Annotated in this window: 27 protein-coding genes and 1 tRNA gene; 15 read left to right on the top strand and 13 right to left on the bottom strand. The window is 65.0% G+C overall.

Annotation, left to right across the window (positions count from 1 at the left end):
* Positions 1-6: 6 nt before the first annotated feature.
* The 3 genes from LV79_RS14700 to LV79_RS14710 are packed head-to-tail and all read right to left on the bottom strand — an operon-like array spanning position 7 to position 737.
* On the bottom strand, positions 7-249 hold the full coding sequence (locus LV79_RS14700) for a hypothetical protein (protein ID WP_253836683.1): 243 nt from the start codon (positions 247-249) through the stop codon (positions 7-9).
* A gap of 3 nt (positions 250-252) precedes the next feature.
* A complete protein-coding gene (locus LV79_RS14705; RefSeq protein WP_253836685.1) occupies positions 253-516 on the bottom strand; it encodes a hypothetical protein in 264 nt (87 codons plus the stop codon).
* Complete coding sequence (locus tag LV79_RS14710) at positions 489-737, bottom strand: hypothetical protein (protein ID WP_253836687.1); 249 nt, start codon at positions 735-737, stop codon at positions 489-491. The genes LV79_RS14705 and LV79_RS14710 overlap by 28 nt, the downstream gene beginning before the upstream one ends.
* A 208-nt stretch (positions 738-945) precedes the next feature.
* On the opposite strand from LV79_RS14710, the gene LV79_RS14715 reads away from it, so the two are divergent.
* Complete coding sequence (locus tag LV79_RS14715) at positions 946-2394, top strand: helix-turn-helix transcriptional regulator (protein ID WP_253836689.1); 1449 nt, start codon at positions 946-948, stop codon at positions 2392-2394.
* On the opposite strand, the gene LV79_RS14720 is transcribed toward LV79_RS14715, so the two are convergent.
* From LV79_RS14720 to LV79_RS14730, 3 genes are all read right to left on the bottom strand, one after another.
* Positions 2391-2741, bottom strand: coding sequence for a signal peptidase I (locus LV79_RS14720; protein ID WP_253836691.1), 351 nt, complete (start codon positions 2739-2741; stop codon positions 2391-2393). The genes LV79_RS14715 and LV79_RS14720 overlap by 4 nt on opposite strands.
* Positions 2738-4234 carry a helix-turn-helix domain-containing protein gene (locus LV79_RS14725; protein WP_253836693.1) on the bottom strand — a complete coding sequence of 499 codons (1497 nt, stop codon included), beginning with the start codon at positions 4232-4234 and terminating at the stop codon, positions 2738-2740. The genes LV79_RS14720 and LV79_RS14725 overlap by 4 nt, the downstream gene beginning before the upstream one ends.
* Positions 4235-4341: 107 nt before the next feature.
* A complete protein-coding gene (locus LV79_RS14730; protein ID WP_253836695.1) occupies positions 4342-4698 on the bottom strand; it encodes a helix-turn-helix domain-containing protein in 357 nt (118 codons plus the stop codon).
* A 144-nt stretch (positions 4699-4842) separates the two neighbouring features.
* Between LV79_RS14730 and LV79_RS14735 the strand changes: the two genes are divergently transcribed.
* From LV79_RS14735 to LV79_RS14770, 8 genes are all read left to right on the top strand, one after another.
* Positions 4843-5019: a helix-turn-helix domain-containing protein gene (locus LV79_RS14735; protein ID WP_253836697.1), complete on the top strand. Its 177-nt coding sequence runs from the start codon at positions 4843-4845 to the stop codon at positions 5017-5019.
* Positions 5009-5332 carry a WhiB family transcriptional regulator gene (locus LV79_RS14740; RefSeq protein WP_253836699.1) on the top strand — a complete coding sequence of 108 codons (324 nt, stop codon included), beginning with the start codon at positions 5009-5011 and terminating at the stop codon, positions 5330-5332. Before LV79_RS14735 ends, LV79_RS14740 begins: the two co-directional genes overlap by 11 nt.
* On the top strand, positions 5329-5646 hold the full coding sequence (locus LV79_RS14745) for a hypothetical protein (protein ID WP_253836709.1): 318 nt from the start codon (positions 5329-5331) through the stop codon (positions 5644-5646). The genes LV79_RS14740 and LV79_RS14745 overlap by 4 nt, the downstream gene beginning before the upstream one ends.
* The gene (locus LV79_RS14750) at positions 5643-7712 is read left to right on the top strand and encodes an FtsK/SpoIIIE domain-containing protein (protein ID WP_253836719.1); all 2070 of its coding nucleotides are present in this window, start codon (positions 5643-5645) and stop codon (positions 7710-7712) included. The genes LV79_RS14745 and LV79_RS14750 overlap by 4 nt, the downstream gene beginning before the upstream one ends.
* A complete protein-coding gene (locus tag LV79_RS14755) occupies positions 7709-7852 on the top strand; it encodes a hypothetical protein (protein WP_253836720.1) in 144 nt (47 codons plus the stop codon). The genes LV79_RS14750 and LV79_RS14755 overlap by 4 nt, the downstream gene beginning before the upstream one ends.
* Positions 7853-7889: 37 nt before the next feature.
* Positions 7890-9635, top strand: a complete 1746-nt coding sequence (locus LV79_RS14760; RefSeq protein WP_253836722.1) for a recombinase family protein — start codon at positions 7890-7892, stop codon at positions 9633-9635.
* Positions 9636-9763: 128 nt separating this feature from the next.
* Complete coding sequence (locus LV79_RS14765) at positions 9764-10636, top strand: hypothetical protein (RefSeq protein WP_253836724.1); 873 nt, start codon at positions 9764-9766, stop codon at positions 10634-10636.
* Positions 10633-11160 carry a hypothetical protein gene (locus tag LV79_RS14770; protein WP_253836726.1) on the top strand — a complete coding sequence of 176 codons (528 nt, stop codon included), beginning with the start codon at positions 10633-10635 and terminating at the stop codon, positions 11158-11160. Before LV79_RS14765 ends, LV79_RS14770 begins: the two co-directional genes overlap by 4 nt.
* Before the next feature lie 50 nt (positions 11161-11210).
* Here LV79_RS14770 and LV79_RS14775 read toward each other — a convergent pair whose 3' ends face one another.
* Positions 11211-14942, bottom strand: a complete 3732-nt coding sequence (locus LV79_RS14775) for a YobI family P-loop NTPase (protein ID WP_443612879.1) — start codon at positions 14940-14942, stop codon at positions 11211-11213.
* 342 nt (positions 14943-15284) lie between these two features.
* Here LV79_RS14775 and LV79_RS14780 point away from each other — a divergent pair, with 342 nt between their 5' ends.
* Positions 15285-15536 (top strand): creatininase family protein, encoded by a 252-nt coding sequence (locus LV79_RS14780; protein ID WP_253836730.1) that lies wholly within the window; start codon positions 15285-15287, stop codon positions 15534-15536.
* Positions 15537-15539: 3 nt separating this feature from the next.
* Here the strand turns inward: LV79_RS14780 and LV79_RS14785 are convergent, their stop codons facing one another.
* The 5 genes from LV79_RS14785 to LV79_RS14810 are packed head-to-tail and all read right to left on the bottom strand — an operon-like array spanning position 15540 to position 18272.
* Positions 15540-15950, bottom strand: a complete 411-nt coding sequence (locus LV79_RS14785) for a hypothetical protein (RefSeq protein ID WP_253836732.1) — start codon at positions 15948-15950, stop codon at positions 15540-15542.
* Between the two features lie 28 nt (positions 15951-15978).
* Positions 15979-16758 carry a helix-turn-helix domain-containing protein gene (locus LV79_RS14790; RefSeq protein ID WP_285470167.1) on the bottom strand — a complete coding sequence of 260 codons (780 nt, stop codon included), beginning with the start codon at positions 16756-16758 and terminating at the stop codon, positions 15979-15981.
* A gap of 13 nt (positions 16759-16771) precedes the next feature.
* Complete coding sequence (locus LV79_RS14800) at positions 16772-17221, bottom strand: helix-turn-helix domain-containing protein (RefSeq protein WP_253836734.1); 450 nt, start codon at positions 17219-17221, stop codon at positions 16772-16774.
* A complete protein-coding gene (locus LV79_RS14805) occupies positions 17221-17673 on the bottom strand; it encodes a hypothetical protein (protein WP_253836736.1) in 453 nt (150 codons plus the stop codon). The genes LV79_RS14800 and LV79_RS14805 overlap by 1 nt, the downstream gene beginning before the upstream one ends.
* Before the next feature lie 2 nt (positions 17674-17675).
* A complete protein-coding gene (locus tag LV79_RS14810) occupies positions 17676-18272 on the bottom strand; it encodes a hypothetical protein (RefSeq protein WP_253836744.1) in 597 nt (198 codons plus the stop codon).
* 813 nt (positions 18273-19085) lie between these two features.
* Between LV79_RS14810 and LV79_RS14815 the strand changes: the two genes are divergently transcribed.
* From LV79_RS14815 to LV79_RS14835, 5 genes are all read left to right on the top strand, one after another.
* Entirely contained in the window at positions 19086-20126 is a 1041-nt protein-coding gene (locus LV79_RS14815) for an NsdA family TPR-like regulatory protein (RefSeq protein WP_253836746.1), read from the top strand.
* Positions 20127-20135: 9 nt separating this feature from the next.
* Positions 20136-20849 carry a creatininase family protein gene (locus LV79_RS14820; protein WP_253836748.1) on the top strand — a complete coding sequence of 238 codons (714 nt, stop codon included), beginning with the start codon at positions 20136-20138 and terminating at the stop codon, positions 20847-20849.
* Positions 20850-21006: 157 nt separating this feature from the next.
* Entirely contained in the window at positions 21007-21210 is a 204-nt protein-coding gene (locus tag LV79_RS14825) for a hypothetical protein (RefSeq protein WP_253836750.1), read from the top strand.
* Between the two features lie 161 nt (positions 21211-21371).
* Positions 21372-23135: a P-loop NTPase family protein gene (locus LV79_RS14830; RefSeq protein WP_253836759.1), complete on the top strand. Its 1764-nt coding sequence runs from the start codon at positions 21372-21374 to the stop codon at positions 23133-23135.
* A 213-nt stretch (positions 23136-23348) separates the two neighbouring features.
* Entirely contained in the window at positions 23349-25085 is a 1737-nt protein-coding gene (locus tag LV79_RS14835; RefSeq protein WP_253836761.1) for a recombinase family protein, read from the top strand.
* Here the strand turns inward: LV79_RS14835 and LV79_RS14840 are convergent.
* Positions 25067-25150: transfer RNA gene (locus LV79_RS14840), tRNA-Leu, on the bottom strand. The two genes, LV79_RS14835 and LV79_RS14840, sit on opposite strands and share 19 nt — an antisense overlap.
* Positions 25151-25211: the final 61 nt, after the last annotated feature.

Consider the following 25211-nt stretch of genomic DNA (forward strand, 5'->3'; position numbering starts at 1 on the left):
GCTTGGTCAGCCCTGGGCGGCGCTGGACTGAGCCGATGAGATGGCCTGGCCCGCGTCGAGCCTCGCTAGGGAGGTCTGGGCGAGGTCGATGAAGCGGCGGAGGCTCGGGCGGTCGAAGCCGAACTCGAAGGCGTCGGTGGTGGGGCCGATGATGAAGTCGATCTGGTCGTCGGTGGGGTGCAGGGTGGCGGTCATCTCGCAGGTGTCGCGGATGGCTACCCAGGTGATGACTTTGAGCGGTGCGGTCATGGTTCAGCCTTCGTCGGGTAGTGCGGAGTGGAGGACGTGGCGTTCGTAGGTTTGTTCGATGAGTCGGTAGACGGCGGTGCACGTCGCCCTGACCAGTTCTTTCTGGGCGTCGAGGGTGGGAGCAGGTGCGCTGCCGTCTTGGGCGCGGATCGAGTCGAGGACGTACCGGCCGAGGGCCGCGGCGGTGGTGTTGAGGTCGGTGACCATGGATTCGTCGAAGCGCCAGGTCGAGTCGGTGGTCATCGGCGGGGGTGGCGGGTCAGCCATCGGAGCGAGGTGAGGACGCTGGTGGCGGTGTCGTCGAGGTTGTCGACCTCGGGGCCGTGGCCCAGGCGGTCCTGTTCGAGGGCGGTGGCGACGGCTTGGATGCAGCGGGTGAGTTCGTCGAGGTCCTTGGAGAGGTAGGGGACGCCGGTGGGGTGGGGCTGACATCGTGCGGGGAAGGCTGATATCAGCTTGGCGGCGATGGCGCGGGTTAGGGCCTTCATTGGCTGCGCCTCCTTGGGTGCTGGTGGGTGTTCGACTGGTGCGGTGAGGGCATTGGCCTGGGGTCGGGTGGTGTAGTACCTAGTCAAGGGCCTGCACGCGGTCGGGGACAGAGAACCCGAGTGGGAGGCGTGTGGGAGGTCTGCGAGAACCGGCGGCGGGATTGGTTTCGGCTGTACGGTTGCGGTGCTGATATCGGAGGTGGTCCGCATGGAGCCTGGGCGTCGTCGGGTTGAGTTGGCGGCTGTGCGGCGTGGGGCGGGGTTCACGCAGGAGTCGTTGGCGGAGGCGCTGGGGGTCGACCGGAGCACGGTGATCACGTGGGAGGCGGGGAGTCACGCGCCGATGCCGCACGTCCGGCCGCGGTTGGCTCAGTTGCTGGAGCGGTCGCCGGAGGAGCTGGATGAACTACTCAGTGGTCGGCCGAAGGTGGTCGAGTTCGGACGGCCGGATCTTGACGCGGTGTTCTCCTGGTTGGACCGGGTGGCGGGCTGGGATCGGGGCACGAGTCGGCAGAAGGTAGGCGAGGGGCTGGCGGACGTGCTGCCGCGCGTGGCGGTGGGGCGTGCGGAGGTCGCGGACCGGCTTGCCCGGTACTACGGCAATAGAGGCGTGTTCAGCGCACAGGTCGGATCGACAGAGGTGCTGACCAGCGTGGTGACGCGGCCGGAGTGGCTGGACCTGCGGTGCGAACTGTCGCCGACCGGGGATCGGCTGGAACTCAGCGTGGGTGCGGAAGCCCGGTGGGCGATGAGCGAGCGGGCAGCGCTGACAGCGACAAGGCGGCTCGTGGACGCGGTGGTCAAGGGTGCGCGGCTGACGGATGCGCCGGTGTACCGGTTGGTGGAGGCCACGCCAGAGGCGGGAGTAGTGCGCGGTCAGGTCGAGGTGGCGTCCTTCTTCGACTACGCGTTGACGGCGGATCTGCTGGAGCGGGAGCTAGCGGACTCGCCGGATGAGCTGCCGCTAAGGGACGCGTGGATGCCGGACCTGGAATCGGTATTCGACCTTCGGGGACGGCTGTGTGCGGGCGGGGCGTTGGCGTTGTTCGCGGCGGCGCGACCGGCGGACCCGTTCCGCGGTGAGGCTGACTATGTGCTGCTGGTGCAGGAGCGGTCCAGCCAGGTGGTGAACGCGGCGGGGCGGTTGGCGGTGATCCCCAAGGGGTTCCACGGGCCGCTCAACGACGTGCGAGCGGACAGCCGGATCGGGGCGACGTTGCGGCGGGAGCTCGAAGAGGAGCTTTTCGGGCGCGGGGACGTCGACGTCACGGGTGGACCGATGCGGGCGGCTGACCTGATGCACCGGGACCGGCTGTCGGCGCCGATGCGGTGGTTGAGTGAGGACCCGGCACGGTGGCGGATGGAGTGCACTGGGTTCGGGCTGAACCTGGTCAGCGGGAACCACGAGTTCGCGTGCCTGGTCGTCATCGAGGATGAGGAGTTTTGGCAGCGGTTCGGCGGCCAGATCGAGGCGAATTGGGAATCTGACGGCCTGCGGCAGTATTCATCGCAAGATGGGGAATCGCTCGAAAAACTGATCGCGGATGACTCGTGGAGCAATGAAGGCGTGTTCGCGATGGTGCAGGGGCTGCGCCGGTTGCGGGAGATCGGCGGCGAGCGGGTGAGCGTGCCGCCGATCGAGTGGCGGGTGGGTTAGGCGGCGGAAGGCCAGCGCACCGTCATGACCACGGAGGCGGCTAGGGCCTCCCACGAGTGATCGATGCCGGGACCCCACATGACGTAGTCGCCGGGGCGGGTCATGGTGTGGCCGCCCTCGGTGAGGTCGACGCGGAAGTGGCCGCTGACCAGCACGACCAGGGTGGTGCGCTGATCATCAGAGGTCCAGTCAGGGCGCTTGTCGCCCTCGGGGTGAGTACCCCACTTGACCTCAACGTCCTTCGAGGAGCGGACACCCTCGGACGGGTCGATGAAGTGGCCGACCAGCCAGCCGCGGGTGTTGGTGGTGTCGTCGGCGGCGTTGCCGCTGGACCAGCCGGTGGTCACTCGGTGATCTCCCAGTCGAGGGGTGGCAGGGTGACCCGGTCCGGGTCGACTTCGGCGAGGCGTCGCAAGCCCTGGAGCATGGCGAACAGTCCTTCGTTGCTCCACGCTACATCAGCCAGTAGTTCGCCAATGATGTCCGGGTCTTGTGTGGAATAGCGGTGCAGCCTGGACGATTCCCAGTTGGCTTCGACCATTCCGCCGAATCGTGGCCAGAAGTCCTCGTCGTGGATGACTATCAGGCTGGCGAACTCGTGGTTCCCACTGACCAGGTTCAACCCGAACCCGGTGCACTCCATGCGGAGGCGGCCGGGCTCGGTGAGGAGCCAGCGGAACGGTTCGGACAGGCGACTCGGGTGCATGGGGTCGGCGCTGCGCTGGTCTCCCAAGGTGCTGTCGATGTCGGCGCGGCCGAACAGTTCTTCTTCCAGCTCGCGGCGCAGCGTGGCACCGACCTGGGCGTCCGCGCGGATGTCGGTGACGGGCTGGTGGAAACCCTTGGGGATGACGGCAAGGCGGCGGGCGGCGTTGACGACGTGGCCGGATCGTTCCTGAATCAACAGGAGGAAGTCGGCCGGTCCGCGGTACGGGTCGGCGGGGCGGGCGATCGCGGTGAGGGCCAGGGCTCCGCCGGCGCACAGGCGGTCGGCGACATCGAGGACCGTGCCCAGGTCGGGGAGGTACCGGTCTCGTAGGGGCAGTGTGGTGCGGCCTGCGGTGATGGCGTCGATCAGCTCGGCTTCGAGGAGGTCGAGCGTCAGGGCGTACTCCACAAACGAGGCGATGCCGACTGTGCCCGCGATGCGTCCCGAACCCACATCAAGGCTGGTGAGACTGTAGAGGGGCGCGTTGACCAGGCGGGTTCCGAGCGTGAGCGTTTCGGCGAGCCGGTTGATGGCGGCGTCGTGGTCGAGGGTGACGGCGGCGCTGGGGGCGGTCGTGGCGCGGAGGCGGTCGTGGATGGCGTCCAGCGGGCACGCGATGTCGAGCCACTCGGGGCGCGTCACGATGCTGGTGGTGAGGAGCTGGTTGCCGAAGCGGGCGCGGTAGAGGGGCGTGGGGCCGTAGTAGGCGGTGAGCGCGTCGGCGATGTCGCGTTGGCTGACGCGGGCACGGTGGTGGCTGCGGTCTTGGAGCTGGTGGCCGTCGAGCTGCGCGGCGCGGGCAGCGACGCGGGTGCGCGCGGTGCCGGGGTTCCATCCCGCTTGGCTGTCGACCCAGTCGAGCGCGGCGACGATGTGCGGGTCGAGTCGGAGCCGGTCGTCGGTCGCGGGCCGGGTGAGTTCGGCGAAGCGGGCCTGGGCGTCCGGGGCGGCTTGAGCTAGGGCAGTATCGAGGAGTTGTTGCATCTCCGACTGCGGCTTGACCGTGGGTTTCTGGTGCCAGGCCGCGACTGTGCGCGCGGAGATGCCGAGGTGAGCGGCGAATGCCTCTTGGCTGAGCCGTAGGGCAGCCTGGAGCGCGGCGGCGGTGCGGCCAGTCCACGCGCTACGCATCGGATTCTCTGGCTTCTGCGGTGTTGTTGCGGTGGTTGTGCGGTGCTTGTGCATGGGACCGAGCGTCGTTTCGGCCTTGAATCGGTGGTGTGGAAATCACCCCGAACTCACTGCCTGCCGGTATTGCGCAGCACCGCGCGCAAGTCGTTCTGAATGCTGTCGAGAACGCCGGCGATCTCGGTGACACGGCGTTCGAGGGTATCGAGCCGGGTGACGACAGGATCGGGCGCCGGTGGTGTCTGTCCGTTGAGGACAGCGTCCAGGTGCTGCGGGTGCAGGCCGAGTGCCACCGACAGCGCTTCGAGGGTCCTCGCGCTGCGGCGGCGTTCGACGATGTGGAGTTGCAGTTCGCGGACGATGGCCTGGGAGACCTGCGAGCGTTCGGCGAGTTCGCGTTGGCGCAGGCCGAGTGCGTCCGCGCGCTCGTTGATGACCCTCGCGACTGCCGCCCAGTCTTCCGCCACGCATTCCTCCGTGCTCCGCCTCCTGCCCGACATTAGTGCCTTGACCTCTTAACGCGCCGCTCATCGGACGCGGCGGACGATCATGCCTATCGGGCAGATGATTTCTTACTTACGGGTGGACTTAAATCATTCCTGGAGCCTGTGATGCTGTTCTACTCGATTCGAGAAACGGCCTGGATTCTCGGTGCGCCGCTGTGGCGGGTGCGGCGCGCGGTCCGGCTGGGGACATTGCCAGCGGTGCACCGGCGCGGGCGGCTGGTGGTGCCGTCACACGAGGTCGCGCGCTGGTTCGACGCGGCGGGGGTGCGCCGTGAGCGATGAGCGGTGGTTGGTCGCGATCGCGTGGCGGCTGGACCGGTTGCGATGGGTTCCGACGTCGGTGCTGGACGCGGTCGTGCGCCGGGACGGCGCGTGCGACACGGAGGAACCGAACTGGTCGGGGACGGACCGGGAGATCGCGGCGCGGATGTGCGCGGGCTGCCCGGTCCGGGACGAGTGCCTGGAGTTGGAGTTGCGCACGGCCGGTGAAGCGACGGTGGGGGTGTTCGGCGGGCTCGGGGATGAGGACCGGCGGGCGCTGTATCCGCACTGGTTGCGGCGCGGGGAGCGGGTCGAGAGGGGGCCATTGACATGATCGAGTTCACGACTCTGCACGTGGTCGCGGCTGCTGGCGGCCTGCTCGTGTTGCTCGGGGTGTGGCGGGCTGGTGCCCGGCGCGCTCGGGCGGCGGCTGAGGCGACCCGGAGCGGGGCGCGGTTGGTGTCGCTGGTCGGACGGGTGTTATTCAACGCCGGGTTGATCGTGGCCGTTCAGTGGGTGGTGATCACGCACCCGGGGAATCCGTGGCTGCTGCTGGCGGTCCTGGGACTGCCTGCGTTGTTCGCCGCGTATGCGCTGACCAGGGCGTTGACGGTGACGACGGTGGACACGTCGAGGCGGCGCCGATGAACGGGGACCTGGAGCGGATCGCCCTGGACGGCGAACTGGTGGACGAAACGCCGGTCCGGCGGGTTTCCTGGTGGCGACGGTCGACATGGGTGCCGGTGTGGCTCAAGAGTCGGCGGGACTTCCTGGCCGTGGCGCTGGTGGCGCCGTGGCGGTTCGTGGGTGCCGTGGTGCGTGGGCTGGTCGCAGTGGGCCGGTGGTGGCGTCGGTGGGTGACGGTGCGGGATTACCGGGAGGCTGCTGAGTCGTCGGAGAAGTTGGCGGACAAGTTCGAGCCGATCCGCGCGTTGACGTTATTCCGGTGGAAGGTCACCGCGGCCGTGGTCGTCGCCAGCGTGGTCCTGGTGGCGGTGCTGGACCTGGTCTATGGGGTGCTGTGGGAGATCATCGCCGCGGTGGCCGTGGGGCTGGCGGTGCTGGGGCGGCGCCGTGAGGGAAGTCCGGGGCGGCGGGCGGTGCTGGCGGGACCACGGGCGTTGACATGGACGATGGACCCGCAGGTGCTCATCGACGCGTTCCGGGACGCGAAGCTCATCGGCAAGGACGAGACGCTACGGCTGGTCGAGCGTGCCCGGCGCGACGGGGCCGGGTGGGCGGTGACGGTCGACCTGCCCGCGACGCGCAAGGCCGCGGACGTGATCCGGAACCGGGACGCGTTGGCATCGGCGCTGGCGGTCGATGAGGTCCAGTTAAGCGTGGAACGGGTCCGGGGCAACGGCGGACACGCGGGCCGGGTGGCGATGTGGGTTGCCGATGCGGACCCGTACGCGACTCCGCCGGTACGGACTCCGTTGGTGGAGGTCGAACGGTGGGACGCGTGGCGGCCGGTCCCGTTTGGACGGGACGCGCGGGATCGGCGGGTGGACTTGCCTCTTGTGTGGACGTCGCTTCTGGTGGGCGCTATCCCGCGCCAGGGCAAGACGTTCGCGGCTCGACTCGCCGCGGCGGGGTTGATCCTGGACCCGCACACCCGGCTGTATGTGGCGGACTTCAAGGCCGGTAAGGACTGGGACGCCGCTGGCCAGGTCGCGCACCGGTTCATGTCCGGCGATGAGGCCGAGCACGTCGTGACGTTGGTCGGGTGGCTGATCGAGTTGGTCAGCGAGGTACAGGCCAGGTATCGGCGGATGCGGATGTTGGACGACGTGACGTGCCCTGAGTCGAAGGTGACTCCGGCGATGTCGCGGGACCTCGGGCTGGGGATGCCGATCACGGCGTTGTTCGTCGATGAGGTCCAGGTGCCTCTGGAGGATCGGACGCAGATCAAGGTGCAGGACCGGCGGGTCACGGCGGGTGAGTACATCGGGGAGTTGTTGACCTGGTTGGCGAAGAAGGGGCCAGCGGCGGGGCTCGTGCTGGTGCTGGCCACGCAGCGGCCGGACTCCAAGACCATTCCGTCCGGGCTGCGGGCGGTGTTGGGCTCGCGGTTCGCGCTGCGGGTGATGGACTGGCGGGACTCGAACATCGTGCTCGGCGAACAGATGAACACCCGCGGCTATGACAGCAGCCGCCTACTCGCCGCGCACAAGGGCGTGGGCATCCTGCGGCCGGACGGGGAGACCCAAGCTGGGGCGGACGTGCTGGCGGTGACGGTGCGGACGTTCTACATGCCGAATGAGGATTGGCGGACCATCTGCGCTCGCGGTCGGGAGTTGCGGGAGGTCGAGGGGACGTTGACCGGTCAGGCCGCTGGACAGGACACGGCGTTGGTGCTCGATCACGCGGCGGCGGCGAAGGCGATCGGGGCCGGTACCGGTGGGCCGGTGTGGCAGCCGGATGGGTTGCCGGAGCCGTTGGCGGCGGTGGTGGCTTACCTGGGTGATGACCTGGAGGCGCGTGAGTTCGTGCCGACCGCGGAGTTGGTGGAGGCGCTGGAGGTCGAGCCGACCGCGTTCGCCCGACAGATGCTTGGGCTGGGGTGTAAGCCGCTGCGCAACCGGACGCCGATGGAGGGCGGCGAGGTCAGGCGGGTCCGGGGCTACTTCACCAGCGACATCCGGGCGGCGGTCGAACAGGCAGGTAGTGGTGATTTCAGCTCTCCTGTCGACGCCGAACCGAGCGAGTCATGAGCAGGGCCGAGGAGATCACCGTGCGACTCCCCGCCGAAATACTCACGCTCAACCAGCGCGCGAGTCGGACACTTCTTGCCATACTGGTCGAGCTGACCACTGTCGAACTGCTGGACGAAGAGGTTGACCGTGACTCGTGAAATCAGCTTGAACCCATGGGCGACGCTCGATGATCTCATGGGGATCGAGATCGCGGCGCACGTCGTGGACGAGCGCGTCGGGGCGTTGGCCTTCTACGGGCGGTGCTCGACCGAGGACAACCAGGACCCGGAGACGTCGTTGGGGTGGCAGCAGGGTAACGCGGCGAAGTTCGTGGGGCCGCTGGGTGGGCGGATCGTGGCCGAGTTCTTCGACATCGGGCAGTCGCGGTCGGTGCCGTGGGAGCGGCGGGAGGCTGGGGCGCGGTTGCTGGCGGCGCTCAAGGACCCGGGGCGGACGTGGACGGGTGTGGTGGTCGGTGAAGGCACTCGGTGTTGGTTCGGGAATCAGTTCTCCCTGATCGCACCCCGGTTCGCCGCGTATGGGGTTGACCTGTGGGTTCCGGAACTAGGCGGGAAGTTCGACCCGCGCAATCCCTCGCACAAGATGTTGATGAGCGTGCTTGGGGGTATGAGCGAGTCCGAGCGGCAGCATGTCCAGGCCAGGGTGCGGGCGGCGATGGACGCTCAGGTGGTCAACGAGGGGCGTCACCAGGGCGGGCGGACTCCGTATGGCTATCTGGTGGTCGACGCTGGGCCGCACCCGAACCCGCGCAAGGCCGCGGAGGGGTTCCGGCTGCGGGTGCTGACGGTGGATGAGCCACGCGCCGAGGTGGTACGCAGGATTTTCGCGGAGTACTTGGATGGCAACGGCGATCGGGCTATCGCGACCTTGTTGAATCGGGAAGGTGTGGTGTGTCCCTCGGCGAATAGGCCGGAGCAGAATCGGCACAGGCTCGCGGATGGTTGGCAGGGCAGTACTGTGCGCGCGATTCTGGACAATCCGCGCTACACCGGATACGCGGTGTTCGGTCGGTGGGCCAAACACGAGATGCTGATGGACCCCGATGATGTTGCCGCGGGGCACGTGACCCGGTTCCGTCGCGCCAGCCCGGACCGGATCGTGCGGTCGCGGGAGCAGGCGCATCCGGAGATCGTGTCGGTGGAGACGTTCACCGAAGTCCAGTTGAGGCGTCGGGCGAAGTCGGCCGGTGGGTTGGACACCGCCCGCAAGTCCGAACGCGGCCCGAGCGCCACGGCGCGTACCTACCTGTTGCGGGGCATCGTGCGGTGCGGGGTGTGCCACCGGAAGATGCAGGGCGCCACGATCCGCAATGGCGCCTACTACCGGTGCACCGCCCGCACGATGGCGCCGGGTTCGGCGGCGTTGGCCGGACATCCGAAGACGGTCAACCTGCGTGAGGACGCGGTGGTGGAAGCGGTCAACGACTGGATCAGCGGTCTGTTCCACCCGGACAACGTCGACCACACCGTGACAACCCTGCTGGACGCTCAACCGGACATGACGAGCGGGTCGAGCCGTGAAGACGCCAAGGCTCGGAAGGCGGACGCGGAGGGTCGCCTACGGCGGTTCCAGGCCGCAATCGCGGCGGGAGTGGACCCGACGGCGATGGTCGAGGCGATCAACCAGGCGCAAGCGGAAAGGGCGGCGGCGCAGGCCGAGATCGACAACGCCCCGGCCAGCGCCGCGCTGGACCCTGCGGAGATCTACGCGATGATCGACTCACTCGGCGACATCGGCGCCACCCTCAAGGACGCCAAGCCGGAGGGGCTCAACCGGCTGTACCGGGAACTGGACCTGAGCATGGTCTACAAACCAGAAGAGCAGGCCATCGATGTGACGGCCTGCCCCCGTGTAGCTAGTGCGTGTGTCCGAGGAGCGAGGGACGCACTACTCACCCGTAAGCAGGTGTCTGCCAACTAGCCAAGACTAGGGGTCTGCCTGGTCGCTGCCAGTTGGGTAGCTACGCTTTCGACACCGAGTTGCTCAATAACTATAGGCTCTGTGAGGCCCCTGGATCGCAACAGACGAGGGTGTGGCAGGCTGCCAGTATGCGCGTGTACGTCGCGGCCCCGGTCCATCTTGATCTAACGCCTCTACTAGCAGTGTTGAAGGAGGAAAATGTCGAGCTATATGCTAGAGATGAGTTCCTAGATTATCCTTGGCAGGGGCGTCGCACAGTCGACGCAGTCGTTGCCATCCTGGATAATAGTTCATCGACCGAAAGGGAGAACATACTTGTAGAGTGCGGGATAACCATCGGCTGCGGCATTCCCTTGTTGGCCTTCGTTGAGGATCGCAGCCCGGACGTACTTTTTGGTCGAGCCCAAGTCATTCGCTTGAATGGCACAGTCCTCAGAATTGACGCGCTTCGGTTCCATATTGGACTTTTCCTAAAGCGCGTACAGTTGGAGCCGTCAGGCTTGGACAGTATGCGGAGAGCAAATCTGCGCGATCTCGACTTGATGGAATTCAGGCGTCGCCTCGAACGCCTACATGAGCTCGATTCAGGCGAGTCTAGGATTCAGTATCAAGCTTACGAGATCTGGGTTAGAGATTTGCTTGAAACCGCAGGGGCGGATATTTCAACCCCCACGGACAAGGAGGAACGGGGATTTGACCTTGCCGCCGCGGTGCCGTCGATGCCTTCATACTTTGGACCGCTCATCGTCGAGGTGAAGGTCGTTACCAGCAGCCGGAGCTTGTTTGATGCTGCACTCCGTCTTGGAGACCGAGTAGCCAAAGAGAACATAAGCCTGGGGCTCCTACTCTTTGACGACGCGAAGGTTCAGGTCCCGCTAAAGATTGAGGCGGTGCCGAGAGTAGTCTATCTTGGATTTAGGCAATTGCTAGATGCGCTCAGGAACAATTCGCTTGCCAGGGTTGTTATGGATACCCGCAACGAGGCGGTGCATAGGCCATGACGGACTTGGACAAAGCGCGAATCGTTGAACTGCTAGATCAGGCTTCGAATGGACTGACGGCCGACTATCGCGGCAAGAAGTACGAAGAACTACTGAAGTTCATCTTCGAAAGCGTGCCTGGGGTATTTTCGGCGACGAATACCAGGAATTACTTTGGTGCCGAGCAAGTCGATATCGCGATCGGTCATAGCGGCGCATTTCGCGGTGTACCCAGCGAGTTTCTGGTCGAATGCAAGAATTATTCCAGTCCCCTAGACAGCAAGGCTGTCGGCTACTTTCTGTTTATTTGCCTCAGCCGAAATTCCAGCCTTGCAGTCATAGCTGCGGCGAGTGGCCTTTCTGGCGATCCTGAAGACATGACTTATGCGCATTCGCTGGCGCTCGCTGCATCCGCTATGGGCTGCCGCCTGATCATCATTACCACGAAGGATATCCTTGGTTTTCAATCTACTAGCGATATCGTCGATCTTGTGAGCAGGAGATGGCTGTCGGCATTCGCTAACGGTGGTATCGGATCTGCGTGACCGAACGAGTCCTATATAGTCGACGTTATATTTTGTCAACATCCTGACGACTATTTTACTTGAACCTCAATACGCGCGCTTCTCAAGGCCGATTTCGCATAGACGCGGGATTTGATGTAGCCATCTGCCTTCAATCGGCCGAACACAGCTTCGTGATGCCTATTTCTGGGGAGTGTAAGCTTGTGGCCACTTACGGTCAAATTAACGTATGGTTCATCGGTCTCAACCAGCGCAGCGATAATCTCGCCTGAGGTGAGAGCTTCATGAAATTGGAAAGCTAGGCGGACGATTAGATTCCCGTCTTGGGTTCCGCGCGCAATCAAGGAGATGGCCGTAGCACTGAGGCTGATGTTGTTCACGAGCGCGGCCTGCCCCGCTACCTGAAGGGCAGCCCGGTCGTCGACCGGGATGAACTCATCTACGCGGGCTAGGATAGCAGCTTTGATGTTCTTGCCGATATCGGAGCCGCTCAGGACGTGCTTCGCCATTGACGAGTTGAGCAATTCTGGCTGGACGAACTCGACGAATTTTCTGGAATGCGCAATGCCGTGGCTGAGGGTGAGCCAATCGTTCGTGTCGAAATGCGAGAAGGTAGCGGCGTCGTCTGTGCAAATACCTGCCCTGAGAAGGTATCCCAGCAGCGGACCGGATTCTGCAGGAACCTGAGTTACCGGGAGCGGAGCCGCGAGGTCAAGTGACACAACAAGCATAGTTCTCACAGCTAGATCTGGAATAGTTGCCGCAGCGTTCAGCAAGGCCCCGGCGACGCGGATCTTCACTGCTTCGATCGCGCTGGCCTCCAAGCTTTCTCTCTCGGTGGCCACTTCCGAAACAGATTCGCCGTTCACGTCGTCATCTTTCGACCTAGACAGAGTGATGGAGCCGGTATGAGTGAGTATGGCAGCCAGGCCCGCGTCGATGGAGCCAGCATGCTCGATGTAGGCATCTATATTGTCGAGCGTTGGCGCGAACCGCTGACAGTCAGCTAGCGCGGTCCAGATAGAGCGCGGTACCGCTGTAAGGTCGTCGATGCTGCAGCTGGGGTGCGCACACTTAAGGACGCGCAAAACGTGCTGTTCATCCAGTTCTGCGAGGTCGTTCACGATGGCGCAAAATTCGGCGGGATCTTCGATGGTCCAGGATGCGCCATACTCGCCTTCAACTACATTGGGTGCGGCAGCACGGCGTTCGAGGCGTTCGGCATCAATGACATTGAGATACTCATCAATGAGGCCGAGTGCACGCTTGTAAACATCAATGTTGATCCTGCGAACGCGGTCCAAACTCAGTGTTAGGGGCTGGTCAAGGGCTACCCTCAGGTTCGCGGCAGTAAACGTGTAACAGTTCAGCTCGACAAGAAGCCGCATAGCCAAATCTCGCACGGCGGCGAGATTATCGCACTCAAACCGCGCTCGACCTAGTGTGTGGATCGCGTAACCGATGGCCATTTCGGATGTTTCTGCGTCTTTTGTAGGATTCGTGCAGTCGGACTTACCAGTTGGTGCGAGTGGGGAAATTGTGCAGAACTTCTCGTAGTTGAACTGGAAGAACTCCCGGATAGTTTCGGTGAACCAATACTCAGTTTGCTCACCGGAGTTGGCAAGTGCGATGTCTACGAGTTCGACCCGCCTAACGTGGCTCAGACCCACACTATCGACCAGTTCGTTGAAGATCTTCGGCCACCGCGGGGCAAGGTAAGCAACTGCGTCGCCTGCATGCACGCCGTCGTTGAGGTAGGCTTCAATGAACGCGCGCTCCGTGTCCCCGATATGCCGAATGACGTTGTCCAGGACTGCATGGGCGCCTTCGTCGCCGGTCTTAAGGAGATGGTCGAGAATGTCGATATTGTAGGCACTGACTTCTTTCAAGAACGAGCGCTTTGTCTCGACTAGCAATGCGGCAACTTCGTTTGGTTTGAGGGTGTAAGTGATATCAGCTCGGTTTGTATCCACATTCTGTACAATATAGCTCATTGCATTGGTCGGTAGGCGTTCGCCGTAGTACTGGGCGATGTACATGTTGTAGTACCGGTCGATGTACCCGCTGCTAATAAGTGCCTGAGCCAGTTCGGAGGTAACTATGTCGGCAACAAGATGTCGAAAATCGGTTGGTGCGCCACTATGGATTAGAGTGAACTCTGGGTATTTGGCCAGGTCGATGAAGTCGGCTACCCGAAGCCTCTCTAGGTCGACCCGAAGCTCGGACTCTTCGCGCAGAACGTCGTCCCGCACGGCGGCCGCCCAGTCGAAATTGGCCACCTGGTCACCAACGAGATTGTGAAGTTCGTTAATGTCGAGTGAGACAGTTTGCTGATTCCCATAGTAGCCGAACGAGCCTTGAATCTTGACGCCGCTGCCTCTATTTCCGATTTCATGCCAAAAGGAGACGGAAGTGATTTGATCTTTGGCGCGAAGATCGCTGTTGATGAAATAGCCGGTAACTTGCCCGCCGCTCGCGGCTGCGACCTTGCGGGCAAACCAATCGAGTCGCTCGCCCCATTTCTTCGCTTTCTCGTCGATCGCGTCCTGGGAGGCGACGCCGTCGGTAATCTGCCGGAGTCGGGTGCGGCGCTTACTCGTGCTCTCTGCGACCAAGTCGCGGCTAAGTTGATAGACGCGGTCGAGTCTGCTGCGTCCGACAAGTATGAGTTCGAAATCTTCGGGGTGAAGGTTCTTGTAGACGACAAGGGCGAAGAGTCGGTCTGGCGTGAGGGTGTCCATGCCGTGGCTATTAGTGATAAGGCGATTAGCAAAGATAGAATATTCGTTACGGATGTTGGTCAGCAGTCGCATGTCAGGGAGATGGCGGGCGACCAAATCGACCAACTCGTCGCTGACCTTCGGAACTGGTGCGAGTAGGGGATCTACAAGTGCCTTATGTAGAAGTTCGCGAGCTGTACGATGGGTTATAAAGGGAATGAGCGGGATGACCAGGTCGAAGAATTTTGTGCGATTAGCGCGGATGATCTCGGCCTGCGCGTCATCGTCGGCCAACTGCTTAGTATCGTGGCCGAGTTGTTCAAAAATGCTATCACGCAGCGCATATATAAATCGAACAGACCTTTGGTCGCGCTTCAGTGGCCGGCCCGCGATGATCTGTTTGCTTGTATTCAGTAGCGTGTTGAGTTCACGCAGTGCGTCGAAGATTTCAGGATGATTGAACCGGTCGAGGTCCTCGAATACGACAACATCGATTGCTGAATGAGACTCGAAGAAGTACACGATCTCGTCGAGATACTTGTCGAAATAGGTCTCGGACTTGTTGGTGAGGGTGATCGCGGTACCGGCGGCCGAAACCTGGGATACCACGAGACGATTGTGGATCGCTATGCGTACTGCAGCCAGTAGCCAGATCAGACATCCGATGATCACTGTGCTCGCGGCGACACGAACCCCTGCGGGTGCGTCCGCCCGCAGCCCGGACACGCGGCCAGGGATCACACCGAACAGCCACAAGCCCACCGCCATAATAGCCATGGCGCCAGTGACCTGCCCCACGGCCTTCCATTTGGGTAGCCGCTCAATTCGCTGGTAGCGGGACTGCCGTACTCGGGCTGGCTTCTCCCGATGCAGAAGCTGCTTAACGAGCTCCTTCTCGATTTGGTTCGTCTTAGTTTCGTTGGGTTCATCTGGCCCTAGGGTGGAGAGTGACAGGAACAGGACGCGCTTCCTGTTCTGGCGAGCAAATTCCTTCAGCACGCTCGACTTGCCCGCCCCATAGCGTCCGGTCACCGCAATGTTGCGGATCTCTTGGTCGTCCAGCGCGGCGTTCAAGTGGGACACGAACACCTCGTGCTGGCTACCCTGGAACTGCGGCGTGAGGGGCGCGAGTTCGGCACGGGGATCGGATTCCCTGGTCAACGTCCGAGTAGCCCTTGCGGTGACCTGGGCGACCCACCTACCAATCGAGGCCCGCACTCCTCTACCAGGCCGACCTTCGCCATCGACTTCCACCGGGCCCTCACAGATCTTCCGATCCGAACGGCCCACCCCCGAGGCCGTGCTGTCGCTGTCGATGCTCTCAAGCCACGGCAAGTAATACCCGTAGACACGCCCGCCCGTCGTCTCGTCAACTACGAGGGGAGGGAACTTGGACCGGGCACCGCACTAGTTTGCCCCTCTTGAGTGATCGTCATCAGGCTCTCTCGCCTCGGCAGCCTGTGGCACGCGTACCCGGAGCTGGTGCGGCTCAGATACAGGGAGGCTGACTACGAGGCGCCGGAGCGGCCGTACTTCCATCTGACGGGGATGGCGGGGTACTCGAAGACCGGGATCATCGGGTACCCGTCCAAGGCAACCGCTGACAAGGGCGCCAAGGCGCTCGACTCGCTGACCGCGTCGTTCTGCGGACTCTTCGACCTCTTGGTAGCCGACTGACGGTCAGCGGCCGGCTGTCAGAGCGGTTGATGCCTGCTTGTGGAGCCAGAGCAGGGTTTGTTCGGGGTCGAGGGCTTGGCCGCGGAAGTTGTCTAGGTGGTGTTCGGGATGGGCGCATACCTGGATTTCGGTGTGGTCGGGGAGTCGGCCGTGTATTTGGATTTTGGCTGTGTAGTCGTCGGTTTCGCCGAGGAGTCTGGGTTGTGGGTTGGTGAGGGTGTTGGCCCAGTGCAGGAGGGTCGCGGCGATGATGGGGAGGCTCTCGGAGTGGATCATCACTCGTGCGTAGTCGCTGGGGCGGGCTCCTACGGACAGGGTGATGAGGTGTGGGGTTGGCAGTGAGTAGGTGATCAGGTGGTGGTCGAGTGCGGTGGTCATTCTGGTGAGGGCTGCGGTGATGGCGGTGCGGCTCACTGCGGGGTGTGCTTTCTGCGGGTGGGTGTCAGGCGGGGATGCGCTGGGGTCGGTGGTCGGTGAGTGTGCCGAGGGGGCGGGTCTCGGCGGCGAGGTCGGTGAGCAGGGTTTCGTAGGTGCGGATGGTGTGGGGGTCCTCGGTGTAGAGGTTCGCGGTGTGGGTGGGTAGGTGGACGACCTCGGCGCGGCTTGTGGTGTGGAGGAGCCCGAAGGGTGTTATGAGGTGAGGGCTGGCAAGCGCTGGAAGGTTGAGGACGCGGATGGAGATAGTGGGGGCTGAGGCGAGGGTGTAGAGGTGCTGGAGTTGGTCGGGGAAGGTCTTGTCGCGGTTTGCGGCGGTGAAGAGGGCCAGGTTGCTGAGGATGACGGTGACGGCGGGCGGCGTCTTCCTGGTGAGTAGCTGGCAGCGTGCGCGGTGTGCGGCGAGGCGGGTGGGGATGGTGTCGGCGGGGACCAGGGGTGATGCGGTGAGGAGGGCGTGGTAGTAGTCGGGTGTATGGAGGATGTCGGGTAGGGACGTCGGGGTGTAGTAGGTGATGGCGGTGGAGTCGTGTTCCAGGTCGGTGAGGGTGTGGGCGTAGAGGCCGGTGTCGTGGTGGTCGTGCCAGTGGTGCGGGGTGTGGTGGTCGGCGGCGAGCGCTAGGAGTTGGTCGCGGTCGGTGCGGTGGGTGTGGCGGCAGGCGATGAGCAGGTGCACGAGGTCGGCCGGTGGGATGTGGCGCTGGCCGTTGACGTAGCGGGAGAGGGTCGCGGGGTGCCAGCCGAGGAGGCGGGCGAGGTCGTTGTTGGTGTGACCGGCGTCGGTCATGATGCGGCGGATTTCACGACCGAGGATCCAGGTGCGGAGTGTGTGGGCGGGGCTGGGGTCGCGGCGGTTGGGCATGGGGTGGCTTTCGGGTGTTGGCGTGGGGGTTGAGGCGTGGGTGGCGGGCTAGGACGCGGTCTACTCGCAGCACGAGGGTCGCCAGGAGCTGTTCGAGAGCGTCGAGGCGTTCCGCGATGGGGTCGTCGTCGGCTTCCGCTGGGGGTGCGATGTGTGGCAGTGGGCCGCCGGTGAGGACGTTGGTGAGGTAGAGGGCTGGTAGTTCGAGGGCGGTGGATAGGGCTTCGAGGGTTCGGGTGCTGCGGCGGCGTTGCACGAGGTTGTGTCGGATCTCCTGGACGAGGGCCTTGGAGAGGCCCGATTGTCTGACCAGTTCGGCCTGTGTCATGCGGAGTTCGCGCATGCGGTGGTTGACGGCGGCGCTGACGGCATCCCAGTCGTCGGGCATCAGGAGGCGGCCTTCTGTTGGGTGGGGATCATGTCGTGGAGTTCGCCCAGGATGACCGCGAGCGCGGTGGCGGTGTATCGCCGGTAGGTGATGGTGAGTTGGTGGGTCTTGGTGGCGCTCGCCATGGTGATGTCGCCGTCGGCATGGGTGACGGTCAGAGTCGTGCCCGCGTTCCGGAACGTGGCTGTGCGGCCGGGCGTTCGACAGATCGTGGCGAGGTGTGCCACCGAGGTCGTGGTGAGTGTGAGGCTGTAGGTGGGGATCGCGGCGGGATGGATCCGCGCGGCGCTGAGGTCGTGGGCGAGGTCGATGATCGTGGTCGCGGGGCCGCCGTCGAGTAGCTCCCCCTTGAGGCACCAGCGGTGGGCGAAATGGTCGTAGATCGGTCCGTGGCGGACGATGAGCGTTTCGGCTTCTGGGGTGGGGCCGACAGGTCGTCCGCGCGGGGACATGGTCAGTCCACGATGGTGCAGTCGCCGAGCAGGCGGACGAGGTTGTGGGCCAGGGTCCAGACGACGGCGGGGTCGGTGTAGTCGAGAAGGACCTGCTCGCCGGGGGTGATGCCGGTGCGGCCGGGGTGGAACTGGAGACCCTGGATACCGGAGATCTCGTACTGGCGGGACCGGACAACGACGTAGCCGCGACGCAGGGCCGGACAGTGGCGGGTGGCCACGTCGATACAGGGGCGGCAGATCGGCGGTTCTGTGACACCCATGCCATCCGGCCAGCCGGACCAGTCGCCGCGGTGGTCCAGCAGTAGCCACAGGACACCATCGGGGGTCTGGTCGGCGGGCTTGGCGCAGACCTGGCACAGCAAGCGACGCATCGCTCGGCGCTGGCGGGCTGGGTGGATCTTGCCGAAACTGGGGCGGCCGATCTCGGGGGCGGAGTTCGCGCGTGCCCAGAGGACACCGTGACGGTCACGGTCGCCCAACGTCTCGTCCCGGTAGGCGATGCCACGGCCGGACGGGCGGCGGGTGAGCTGACCGAGGTAGGTTGCTTCGGTGCTCCACCTGGTGATGTACGGCGCGATGACTCGGGTGTCAGGCATCGAACGCTCCGAGTTGGTCGAGCGACAGGCCGCCGTGGAGGAGGACGGCGTGGAGGGCGTTGGGGCTCGGCTCGTGGCCGTTGGCGCGATGGACGCGGTCGGAGACGGCTACCAGGAGCGCGATGGGGGTGGTGCCGAGGGCGGGGGCCAGCTTGAAGACGCGGGGGAGGTCGGGGTGGTGGGTACCCTTGGCGTAGGCCCGCAGGGTCTGTTCGGGTATCTGGGAGGTCTCGGAAAGGTGGCGGAAAGTGGCACTCGCCGCGGTTCGGTAGTCCGTTAGTGTGAGGGCAAACGCTAGGCGGTAGTCGCGGAGAGCGTTGTTTGTGGGTCGCATCGGTGCCTGTTCGGGGTTGTCAACTGGGCAACTGGTCCGAAGGTATGAAGCGAGCGGATCGGTTCCTGCACCCCGAAGGCATGATCTGTATGCGCGCCACGCATATAACAGATGCCCGGGGTCTAGTGTGGGCGTTGAAGTCACCGCAGCGGGTTGGAGAATTGATGTCGGGCCGGTACTGCATGAGGTGCGGCGGCAGGCTCGCGCGGGACACGAGGGTGAGCATGTGCGCTCCGTGCAGGCAGGTCAGTGGCATCGGGACTGATCACGCGCCCGACCTGGGGTTGGACTTCTGGACCACGGACCAGATGCGGAACGCGTTCGCTACCAGGGACATGGGCGTGGTTGTCCGGACGTACCGCTATCACCCGGCTCACGGGCACAAGGCGTTGCCGCAGGAGACGATCAGCCGGTGGCTTGGGACGGTTACTCAGTCGCAGCTGAGCCGGATTGAGTCCGGGCGGAACAAAGTGGACACGTTGGAGAAGCTGGTCCACTACGCACGCGCGTTGAAGATGCCCGCCGATCTCCTGTGGTTCTCACTTCCCGAGCACCCGGACGCGATTCCGTTGCCGCGTTCGGACGAAATACTGGCGTTGCCGGATGGGCCGCTGGTTCCGGCGGCGAGTATCAACACCGGTTCGGCGATCGCGGATTCGTTGCTGAAGACGCTTGATCACTACGCCAGCACGGACAATCTCGCGGGACCGCGTTCTCTGGTCCAGGTGGTGCCGCAGCAGCTGCGGTTCATCGAGGAGCTCTTGCAGAAGGCCCGTGGCAAGGACCGCGCGCAGTTGCTACGGGTAGGTGCCCGGTACGCGGAGTTCGCGGGATGGATCTACCAGGACACGGGGACGCTGACCACGGCGATGCAGGCGTCAGGCGAGGCGTTGGACTTCGCGCAGGAGGCCGAGGACGACGAGCTGGCCTCCTACATCCTCATGCGGCGGAGCAACATCGCGACGGACGCGGGCCGGTATGACCTGGCGTTGAAGCTGGCCAACGCGGCGCTGTCGCAGTCCAACCGGCTGTCGGCGCGATTGCAGGCGTTGGCGCTACGGCAACAGGCCCACGTGTACGCGCAGAAGGGCGACGACGCGGCGTGTGCCCGGGTGTTGGAGGCGGCGTTTCGGCTGGCTGAGCGGCCGGGCGACTCGGAGATGGACCTAGGGCACTACTGCACGCCGGAGTACCTGGAGATGGAAGCGGCCCAGTGCTGGGTGGAGCTGGGGCGTCCCCACGAGGCGATCGACTCGCTTCGGCAGGGGCTGGCGGGGTGGCAGGCAGAGTTCCGGCGTGACCTGGGGCTGTGCCTGGCGCGGTTGGCGATGGCGCACGCGGTCGAGGCCCAGGCCGACCACGCTGTGCAGGTGGCGCGCAGCTCGACCGGGATCGCCATGGAGACGCGCTCGCACCGGATCGTGGCGCAGTTGCAGCGGATTCCGGCTGCGCTGGAGTCAGCCGGTGCGGATGAGGAAGCGTCTCAAGTTCGCAGACTGGTAAAGTCGCTGGGGTCTTAGAGTCTGCGAATGAGGGTGCGCATGATTACCGCGGCGACGTCAACCGAAGAGGCGCAGCGCGACGCGCGGGTGGCGATTCTCGCGGTCGGGAGTTTCGAGCAGCACGGCGGACATTTGCCGCTTGCCACGGATACCATTGTCGCCGAAACGATCGCGGCGCGACTCGCTGAGAGCTACGACCTGTTTCGGCTGCCGCCAATCACTATGTCGTGTTCCCACGAGCACGCGGGATTCGCCGGAACGGTGAGCATCAGCGCCGGTACGTTGATCGCGACGATCGCGGACGTCCGGGCTTCGCTCGCTGGGCTCGGGATCACGCGGCTGGTGCTGGTGAACGGCCACGGCGGCAACTACGTGCTGTCCAACATCGCCCAAGAGGCGAACGTGGGTGGCGCGGCGGTCGCCCTGTTCCCGGGCAAGCATGATGTCTCCGCTGCTCGGGCGGCTGCGGGGATGGAGAGCACCGCAGATGAGGACATGCACGGTGGCGAGTGGGAGACGTCGATCTTGCTGCACGCGCACCCCGAGTTGGTGCGTGAGGACTACGCCGAGGCCGACCACGACGCTCCGGTTCGTCCGCACCTGCACTTGACGGGCATGGCGGGTTACACGAAGTCCGGGATCATCGGCTATCCCTCGCGGGCAACAGCCGCCAAGGGCGCGCAGGTGCTCGACTCGTTGGTGGAGTCATTTCGCGAACTGCTGGACGCGCTTACTCATTGATGCGCGCCGCGCATAGGTCGTATGCGCGCTAAGGGAGAACTCTCGCGCATACGCATAATGCGCGGCATGAGTCCTGTTGTGGTTGGTGGCCCCGTTTACTCGGTTCTACGGGCTGGCGAATACGCCGGCTCGACACCGAGTAAACGGAGATCGAACCATGGAACGCTGGGAAGACCTTCAGTGCAGGCTTTTCCACCTGGGCTACCTGGGTGAGGAGCTGGAATATTTCGCGGGCACCAGTCACGGTGCCTGGCTGTATCGGCAGATCGCCCAGGAAGCGGCTCGGGCGGCTGAGGTTGCCCGGGAGTACGCGGGTGAGGTTGAGCAGGCATCGACCTACTACGCGGACGGTGGCCTTTGAAGGCCGGACGCAGGTGGGTGGCGTACTGGCCGTCTCTGGCCTATCCGGCCATCGTGGGCCGCGCCGCGCTGTCGTGGGCTCGGGATGCCCGGGGTTGGGTTCTGCACGTGGCACCGCGCTTGCTGTGGCGTGGGGCAGTGAGGGGCGCGCGGTGGTTGGTCTTGCGCGGTGTGCCCTGGTCGCTGCGGGTGCTGTGGCTCGCGGTCGTCGGCGGCCTGTGGTTGGCCGGGTGCGTGGGCCGCTACCTGCTGGCCTACCGGGAGTACGGGCCGCTGGTGCGGGAGCTGGAGGTTGAAGGGGCTCGCGCGCACCGGGTGAAGCGGGCACGTGATGCGTGGCGGCGTGCGGCTTACCGCCGGTTGTGGCTGGTCATAGGCTTGATCGCTGGCCTGCTGGGTGGCGTGGCTGTCTTGGCGAGGCAGTTCGGGACGTGGGCGTCCTGGTCGGCCGGACTGGCGGTGGTCACCGTGCTGGCACTGGTCGGACGCACGCGGGTGCCAGCGCGGGCAGGCGCTGAGGCCGTGCCGGAACGGGGGCCGTTGGAGCCGTTCCCGATCGCCGATGCCCACACCAGAGGCCAGGCGGCGGACTGTGTTGCCAGGGCGGTCGCGGCTGAGGGGATCGAGCTGCGCGGTGTGGAGAGCACCAGGCGGACGCCGTGGGGCTGGGAGGCGGCGGTAGTGCTCAAGCGCGGGACACCGGCTGGTCTGGTGGCCAAGGTCGCGGAGTTGGAAACCACGCTGGACCTGCCGTCGGGTGGGGTTCTGGCGGCACCGGATCGCGGGCGTCGGGCGCGGGTGGTGTTGCGGCTGGCGGAGCGGGATCCGTTCGCTGGAGTGCCTGTTGCGCCGGATCATGCGCCCGGGTCGTTGTCGATCAAGGACGCGCACGTTGTTGGGTCGCGGATGAGTGGCGATGACCTGCGGTTGTCGCTGTACGGGGTGCACGCCGTGGTGATTGGTGGGCCGGGTGCGGGCAAGTCGCAGACCCTGCGGACGTTGGCTGACGCGGTGTCGGCGTGCGCGGACGCTGTGGTGTGGGACTTGGACCCGGCGGGGAACGGGCTGGAGGTGCTCGGGGGCGCTGTTGCCCGTACCGAGCGGGACCAGGCCGGGATTGAGCGGGCGTTGTCCGATGCGGTGGCGATGGCGCAGGTGCGGCCGAAGCTGCTGACCCGGTTGGGCATGGGTGACGCGTGGGACGCGGCGCCGGAGCGTCCGGCGGTGGTGGTGTTCTGCGACGAGTACCCGCGCCTGTCCGATCAGGCGAAGGCGCTGGCGATCGACCTGATCAGGATCGGTCGGAAAGCGCGGGTGACGTTGGTGTTGGCGGCGAGTGAGGCCACGTCGGACGCGCTCGGGGCCGCGGTGGCCGAGATCGCGGCGTTGAAGATCATGCACGCGTGCCGGCACGCCGATGTGCGGCTGGTACTCGGGGCGAACATGATCGCGGAGGGCTGGCGGCCGGACCGGCTCAACCCGGCCACCGGTGAGGCTCCCGAGGATGCCGGGGTTTGCTACGTCCACGCTGCTGGGGCGCGAGACCCGATCCTGAACAAGATCCGGCCTGTACCGGCTGCGCGTGCTCGGCTCAACGGCTCGCACCGTGCCGCACGGGGACTGCCGCGCGTCGATGTGGACAGCCTGCCTGTGCCGTTGGTCGAGGTGGACACAGTGGACCGTGCGGCTGTGGTGGACGTGTTGACCGCGTTCGGTACTGATGATCGCTTGTGGACCGACACGCTGTTGTCTCGGCTGGGGACGTTGGATGAGCGGTACGGCGCGTGGACTGCTGAGGATCTCGCGGCGGTGTTGGTACCGCTGGAGGTGCGACCGGGCCAGGTGAAGATCGGTAGCCGTAACCGCAACGGATACCGCCGGGCGATGTTGCGGGACGCGTGGGAGCTGTATCGGGGCGGCCGGTGAGGTCTACCCGGGTAGAGGCAGGTAGACCCGGCCATGATGCCGCTGACCTGGGCGGTAGGCAGGTAGAGCCCCGAATGCTGACCGTGTCCCGATACGGGCTCACGGTGCGTCGTCCGAGTGAACCTCCTGTGCTCGACAGGAGGGCCTACCGGATTCTGCTTGCGATTCTCATCGACTACACCACCATGGGAGATCCGGAGAGGGGGAGCCAGCATGAGCGCTAGCCCGTGGTCACGGTTCGACGAGCTGTTCGGGGTCGAGGTCGACGCCAGCCCTGTGGACGACGGTGTGGGTGAGTTGGCCTTCTACGGCCGGTGCTCCACCGAGGACAACCAGGACCCGGAGACCTCTCACGGCTGGCAGCGCGGCAACGCGGAGAAGTTCGTCGGGCCGCTCGGCGGTCGGCTGGTGGCGGACTTCTTCGACATCGGCCAGTCCCGATCAGTGCCCTGGGAGCGGCGGGACGAGGCGTCGCGGTTGCTGGCGGCGTTGAAGGACCCGCGCCGCACGTGGACCGGTGTGGTGGTGGGTGAGGGCACGCGGTGTTGGTTCGGCAATCAGTTCTCGCTGATCGCACCCAGGTTCGCCGCCTATGGCGTGGACCTGTGGGTGCCGGAGTTGGGTGGCAAGTTCGACTCGCGCAACCCCTCGCACAAGATGCTGATGAGCGTGCTCGGCGGCATGAGCGAGTCCGAACGCCAGCACGTCCAGGCCCGGGTCCGCGCGGCCATGGGCTCACAGGTGGTCAACGAGGGCCGCTATCAAGGCGGTCGGCCGCCCTACGGGTACTGCGTAGTCGACGCCGGACCACACCCGAACCCGAGGAAGGCAGCCGAGGGGTTCCGCCTGCGGGTGCTTGCACTCGACGAATCGGCGGCGGAGGTGGTGGAACGGATCTACTCCGACTACCTCAACGGCAAAGGTGACCGGGCCATCGCCAACGCCCTCAACCGGGAGGCCATCTCGTGCCCTTCGGCAGCGCGACCGGAGCAGAACCGACACCGAATCGCCGATGGCTGGCAGGCCACCACCGTCCGGTCGATTCTGGAGAACCCGCGCTACACCGGCTATGCGTTCTTCGGCCGGTGGACGCGCCGAGAAATGCTGCTCGACCCCGACGACGTCAGCGCAGGCCACGTGGTGCGGTTCAAGCGCGCCGAGGCCGACAAGGTCGTGCGCTCCCGGGAGCAGGCGCACCCGGTGATCGTGCCGGTGGAGGTGTTCACCGAGGTGCAGTTGCGCAGACGCGGCAAAGGCGCCGGAGGACTACGGGCCACCGCCAAGAACGAACGCGCCGAACGCCCCACGAAACGCACCTACCTGTTCCGCGGACATCTCCGCTGTGCGGTGTGTACCCGGAAGATGGAGGGCAGCCCCCGCAAGCACGGCATGTACTACCGCTGCCCCGCGCGCACCCTGGCACCAGGCTCACCGGCGCTGGCCAACCACCCGCCCACGGTGTACCTGCGCGAGGAGCCGTTGCAGAAGATCGTCAACGAATGGTTGATGGAAGTCCTGCACCCGGGCCGGGTCGATGCCACCGTGCAGGCCCTACTCGACGCGCAAGGCACGGCAACCGGTGCGGCCGACCATGAGGCTGCGCGGAAGCGGCTCAAGGACGCCGAGGGGCGCCTACGGCGGTACCAGGAGGCCATCGGCGCCGGGATCGACCCCGCCGCGTTGGTCGACGCGATGAACCAGGCCCAGGCCGAGAAGTTCGCCGCACAGGCAGAACTGGGGGAAGCACCAGAGCCGGGCACGGTCAGCGCCGCTGAGATCTACGCCATGATCGACTCACTCGGCGACGTCCAAGCCATGGTGGACAACGCCGACCCCGCCAACCTGTACGACGCGATGGGCCTGGAGATCAGGTACTTCAACGACGAAGCGGCCGTCGAGATGACGGCCGCTCCACGGGTGAATAGTGTGCGTGTCCGAGGGGGGACTTGAACCCCCACGCCCGTTAAGGGCACTAGCACCTCAAGCTAGCGCGTCTGCCATTCCGCCACCCGGACTCGCGGGGGATGGCCCCGCGTGGTGTGGGCATACCGTAGCCGATGGTGGGGGGCTGTCCCA

This window comes from Actinokineospora globicatena, from assembly GCF_024171945.1.
In the GTDB taxonomy this organism is placed as follows: domain Bacteria; phylum Actinomycetota; class Actinomycetes; order Mycobacteriales; family Pseudonocardiaceae; genus Actinokineospora; species Actinokineospora globicatena.